Here is a 6,197-nt window from a genome sequence, read left to right as displayed (position 1 = left end):
GGCGACGGTCGCGGCGGCGCTGGCCGTGGCGATCACGCCGGCGCTGCTTGGCAACCTGCTCTTCGCGCCGTTTATCGCCAACTTCGCCACCGAATCGAGCGGGATTGACCTCTGGCGCGGGCCGGGCCTGACCCTGCTAGAGACGATCGTAGCCGCTGAACGCACCACTACCGGCCAACTGCTGCAAATCGGCGGTCATTGGCTGGCGATGTGGCTGGCTATGATCGGGCTGTGGGCATGGCGGCGCGGGATCAATCTGCTGATCGTGATGGGGCCGCTGGCGGTGCTGCTGGTGGCTTGGGCGCTTGATTGGCCGGCCATCATCCCGCTCCTCGTTGTGCTGGGAGTGGCTGGCTGGATCGGATGGCAACTACGCGCGCGCCCGCTGGCAACCGTTGTCCCAGTGCTATTCGCCTTCGGCGGGATCGGGTTGTGGGCAATGGTGGAGGTGATCGTCGTGCGCGGTGACGTGGGCCGCATGAATACCGTCTTTAAGTTTGGCCTACATGCGTGGATGTTGCTGGCATTGGCGACGGCAGCCGCTCTGCCGTGGCTGTGGGCGGCAACAGGCCGGCTGTCGCGCCAAACGGGCTGGACGGTGCGTGCCGTGGTGGGAGTGTTGCTCGTAGCCGGCTTGGTCTACCCCATCACCGCCACGCCTGCCCGCATCGCCGACCGCTGGGATCCGGCGGCGCCGCGCACCCTCGACGGCATGGCCTTCTTTGCCAACATCACGGCGGCCCGCGCCGGCCCTGCTTACTCGCTTGATGAAGATGCGGCGGCGATCGATTGGCTGCGCCGCAATGCGCGCGGCACACCGATCATCCTCGAAGCTCACCAACCCTCATACCAGTGGGCCGGGCGGATTGCCACCTTCACCGGCATGCCCACTCTGCTCGGCTGGGAATGGCACCAGATTCAGCAGCGCAACGCAGTCAACGCGCGAGCGGTGATCAATTACCGCCAGCAGATCATCGCCACTATCTACAACACGTCTGATCCCGACACCGCGTTGGCGGCGCTCCGGCGCTACGGCGTTGAATACATCTATATTGGCGGCGTTGAACGGCAACTCTACAACGCCGAAGGGCTGGCTAAGTTCGCCACGCTGGCAAGTCGCGGCGACGCCGATATTGTCTTCCGGCAAGGCGAGAGCGTGATCTACCGGCTGCGCACTCCCGGCCAACCGCGCATGCTCACCAACGACCTGCCAATCCGCCCGCCGAGCGTGCGCACCATCCCGGCCCTCGAATTGACGAAACCGGTGCAAGAGCTGCCGGCAACAGGCCGGCTGGGTTGGAATACGCTGCTGAGCGAACAGCAATGGCTAGCAGTCGCGGCGTGGCTGTTGGTCTGGTACCTGATCGCCGGCCTCGGTGCGCTGCCAGCGTATGCCGCGCTCGGCCGGGCTGGGCTAGCATGGGCGCGCTCGGTGGGATTGATCATGCTCGGCTACGCGATCTGGCTCCCCGCCAGTTTGGGCCTCTGGCGCTACGATGCAGTGGGGGTGATTGGCGGGCTGGCGGTGATGAGCGGCATCACCATCGCATTGTGGTTCTGCGGCGCGCGGCCCGATCGCGCCGCATGGCGCGCGCTCATCCCCGGCGAAGCGATCTTTCTGGCCGGTTTTATCGCAATGGCGATCATCCGTGCGCTTAACCCCGACCTGTGGCATCCGGTGTGGGGCGGCGAAAAGCCGATGGAGCAGGGCTTCCTCAACGCCATCTTGCGCAGTCCGGTCATGCCGCCTTACGATCCATTCTACAGCAACGGCTACATCAACTACTACTATTACGGTCTCTATCTGATGTCGCTGCCGATCAAGCTGCTCGGCCTCGATCCGGCGATCGGCTTCAATCTGGCGCTCGCCACCCTGTTCGGCATGGTGCTGGCCGGCGCGTATGAACTGGGGGCGCGGCTGGGCGGACGGCGGCGGTACGGGGTGGTGGCGCTGGCCCTGATCGGACTAGCCGGCAATCTCACCAGCCTGATCGCGGCAGGATGGTCGCAAGGCGCCAATGGCTTGCGCTTGCTGCTCAGCGGCAATGCCGGTCTGCTCGGCGACTGGTTTGTCGGGCCGAGCCGGGTCATTCCGTACACCATTAACGAGTTTCCGCTGTTTAGCTTCCTCTACGCCGACCTGCACCCGCACCTGATCGCACTGCCGCTCTCGCTGCTGGCGATTGCCTGCGCATGGCAATTAATCTTCGGCAAGGGGCGCGCGATCTGGGCCCTGAGCGCGCTCACCCTCGGCACACTGGCCGTCACCAACTCGTGGGATTTCCCGACCTACGGGTTGCTGGCCGGGATCGCCATTATTGCCGGCGCGGTGCGACGGGCCGGCTGGCGCTGGCCGGCAATCACACTGGCTGCGGTGAAAGCGGTTGGGCAAGGGATCGGATCGCTCGCCCTCTTTGCCCCCTTCTTCGACCGCTACTGGCCGATGGTGGGCGGGATCGGGCTGGTCACAAGCCACGTCACCCTCCCGCTTGACTACCTCTTGCTCTATGGTCTGCCGCTAACCATCGTCACGCCGGTTATCCTTGGCGCAGCACTGCAACGCTGGCGCCGGTATCTGCCGGTGCGGTCGTGGGCGCTACTGCTGAGCGGAATCGGCATCATGCTCATCATCGGCGCGGCGCTGCCCGAATGGGCAGTACGGATCGGCCTGTTTGCGCTGCTGGCAATGACGACCTTACTGCTGGCGCGGCGGGCTGCTGGCGCACCGGCATGGTACGCGCTGCTGCTGGCATGGCTGGCATGGGCCATCTCGCTCGGCGTCGAAGTGGTGTATATCCGCGACCATCTCGCTGGAAGCGACTGGTACCGGATGAACACCGTCTTCAAGTTTGGCTTGCACGTCTGGGTGTTGCTGGGGCTAGCCGCCGCCGGTCTCTTGCCGCGCATGCTCGCGTGGCTCAACCAGCGCGGCGGCCAGCCGGCAACTGCGGCAGCACTCGCTGTTATTGCCATTCCAGCGCTCATTGCAGCCAGTTACTTGCCGGTGGCCGTGCCGTCGCGCATCGCAACCCGCTTCCCAATCGACACCGGCCCTACTCTCGACGGCATGGCGTTTATGGAGCAGGCCAGCTTCACGTATGACTGCACCGCTTTTGGCGGCTGCGCGCCGGATACCACAATGGTGCAAGTCGATCTGCGCGGCGACGCCGCCGCGATTCGCTGGCTCAACCAGCAAATCAACGGCACCCCGATCGTCGCCCAATCGAGCCTCTGGTTCTACCGCGCCTACGGGATTCGGGTGGCTGCCGCCACTGGCCTGCCCACCGTGATCAGCGCACTCCATGCTGATGAACAACGCGATCCGACAGTCACCAGCCGGCGGGTGCGCGATATCGAGACCTTCTTTACCACGAACGACCCTGAAACTGCGCTGCGCATTCTCGCCCGCTATAACGTGGATTATGTCTATATTGGCAGTGTCGAGCGCGCCTTCTACCCGCAGGGTATGGACAAGTTCGCCGTGTTGCGCGACCGCTACCTGCGTCCGGTCTACGAGCACGATGGCGTCGCGATCTATCAAGTCCGGCCCTTGCCTGACAGCTACCGGCTGTTACGCGCGGAAACGCCGCCGGCTGCTCAGCCGCCGCCACCGTCTCCTACCGAACCGGCGATCGATCTGTCAGAGCTTGAAGCCGCCGTCGCTGCCCAACCCACTAATGCGCCGCTGGCCTTTGGCTTGGCTGAAGCTTATCGCCGGCAGGGCCGCTTGTTTGAGGCGGCGCAGATTTTGGCAACCGCTGCTGCTGCCAATCCCAACGATGTGGGCTTGCACCACCTCTGGGGCGACATTTTGGCTGAAGCTGGCAGGTATGAGGAAGCGGAACAGGCCTACCTTGCTGCCGTGCAAGCCAGCCCCACCGCCGGCAATTACAACAAGCTAGCGACGGCGCTGATCGATTGGGGAAGGCTGGATAAGGCCGAGATTGCGCTGGGCCAAGCGATGAGCATCGATCCGGCATGGTCTGATGTCTACTTCCAATTGGCCCGTCTCTTTATCCTGCGCAACCAACCCACGTTGGCCCAAGATGCCCTCCAACGGTATCTCCAACTCGCGCCTGACGGGCCGTGGGCCGGGGAAGCGCAGCGCATGCTGGCAAACCTGAGTGGAGGGCAACCATGAGCGCGGTTGCCGGCGAAGTCGTGATCTGGTGGGGGATCGGTCTACTCTTCACACTAGCGGGTTGGCCGGCAGCCGCGCGCCTCTTCGGCCATCTACTAGGAGCCGGCATTGCCTTCGCTCGCCCGCTGGGGTTGCTGCTCACCGGCTTTCTGGCATGGCTGTTGGCGATGTTGGGCCTAGGCCGCTTTGAAACGCCGCTGCTCGTGATCAGTCTGGCGATCATTGCCGGTAGCGGCTGGCTCTGGCTTTGGCGCAGCGACCAACGACGACTGCCGCCGCTTGGCCCGACGCTGGCCGGCGAAGCGATCTTTCTCGCCATCTTGCTCGGTGTGGTCTGGCTCCGCGCCCACGACCCCACCCCGTGGGGCACCGAACGCCCCATGGACTTCGCCTTCTTCAACGCGATCCAGCGCAGCGGCTTCTTTCCGCCCAACGACCCGTGGTTATCCGGCTACAGCATCAACTACTACTACTTCGGCTACCTGCTCATGGCCATCCCGGCTATGCTCAGCAACTTGCCGCCGGCGACTGCCTACAACCTCGCGCTCGCTCTGCTGGCTGCAATGACCGCGCAAGGCGCGTTTAGCGTGATCAATGCGCTGCTCGGCTTGCTGCGCCGCCCGCCGCCGGCCGTGATCCGCGGCGCGCTGGGTGTGCTTGGCGCTGCGATCATATTGTTAGCCGGCAATCAATCTGGCGCGATCCAAGTGATTGTTGGCGACGAACGGGCAGTGGCGCTCGATGATCGCCAGCTCCTTGCCGCGCTTGGGCAGGCCCTGCGCAGCGAGGCCTTCATCACCTTGCCCTATCCGGCCCAAACCGCAACGTACGATTTTGGCACGATTGAAGGGTGGCGGCGGGCCGATAAATGGAACGACTTCAACTGGTGGTGGCCATCGCGCTCGCTCTGGGACAGCTACCGCGTCACCGGCGATCCGCCGCGCCGCGAGCAGCGCTACACTATCACCGAGTTTCCCTTCTTCAGTTTTCGTCTCGGCGACATGCACCCGCACGTGATGGCGCTGCCCTTTGCGACGCTGGCAATTGGGTTGGCGCTGGCGGTCGCGGCGCAAGGCAGCTCCGCTGCCCTGCCGAGCGATGGTACGCTCTTTACCGCCGGACGATCCGGCTGGCTGTTGCGCGTCTTGCATGGGGTGATCCTCGGCAGTTTGTACGCGATCAACAGTTGGGATCTGCCCACCTACCTGCTGCTCTATTGGGGAGGGTTGGCGCTGGCCTGCCGGCGCGACGGCGCTGCGTTGCCGTGGCGAATATGGCTCCGCGAAGCAGGGATCGTAGCGGCGCTGGCCTTTGCCCTCTTTCTGCCGTTTCACCTCACCTTTCGCTCGCCGGTGGGAGGGGCAACGCCATGGATCGACCTGCCAATTCTTAGCCGGCTAACGAGTATTATCGGCATCTACCTCGGCGAACGCAGCGGCTGGCACGAGTTTGTGATCATCTTTGGCCTGATGGCGCTGCCGATCATCGCCGGCAGCTATCTCTACCGCTCATCAGAGAACGAATCATTAGCCGGCTTAACAATGCCGCGCCGGGCGCCGTGGCTACCGCTCATCCTCTTCACCGCCGGGTTGCTGATCGGCTTTCCATGGCTAGGGCTGGCCGGGCTGGCGCCGTGGATGGGTTGGCGGGCGCTCAACGCCGCCGAACCCGGTTTTCGCTTTGGGTTGCTGCTAGCGGCGTTGGGTAGCGCCATCTTGTTGGGGGTTGAGATCATCTACATTCGTGACGTGTTCGAGGGCCTGTCGGCCCGTATGAACACGGTCTTCAAGTTTTATTATCAGGTCTGGCTGATCTGGGGCGTGCTGGCCCCGATCGGGCTGTGGTGGGTGTGGGCGAAAGCGACGGGCTGGCGGCGGCTGGCAGCGAGTCTGATCAGCGCCGGCACGGCCCTCTTGCTGGCCGGCGCGCTGGTGTACCCTCTGATCGTTACCCGTGACATCAGCCGCGGGCCGTGGCGCGGCCTCAATGGCTACATCCCCCGCGAGCAGACCGTCGCCGGCGTGGCCTCGCTGGCGTGGCTGCGTCACAACGTACC

The 6,197-nt window shown here is 64.3% G+C and carries 2 protein-coding genes; both read left to right on the top strand.

The genetic code is table 11. From position 1 onward, the window contains the following. A partial coding sequence (locus U9R81_RS15915) for a DUF2298 domain-containing protein (protein WP_322496412.1) occupies positions 1-4,141 on the top strand: 4,141 nt, incomplete at its 5' end. Beyond that, the coding region (locus tag U9R81_RS15910; RefSeq protein WP_322496411.1) for a DUF2298 domain-containing protein at positions 4,138-6,197 on the top strand (2,060 nt) is incomplete at its 3' end. The genes U9R81_RS15915 and U9R81_RS15910, both read left to right, overlap by 4 nt.

Origin of the sequence: Chloroflexus sp., from assembly GCF_034435895.1 — a bacterium.
Classification (GTDB): Bacteria; Chloroflexota; Chloroflexia; order Chloroflexales; family Chloroflexaceae; genus Chloroflexus.
Note: the sequence above shows the minus strand (reverse complement) of the source record. Positions and strands in the feature narration are given on the sequence as shown.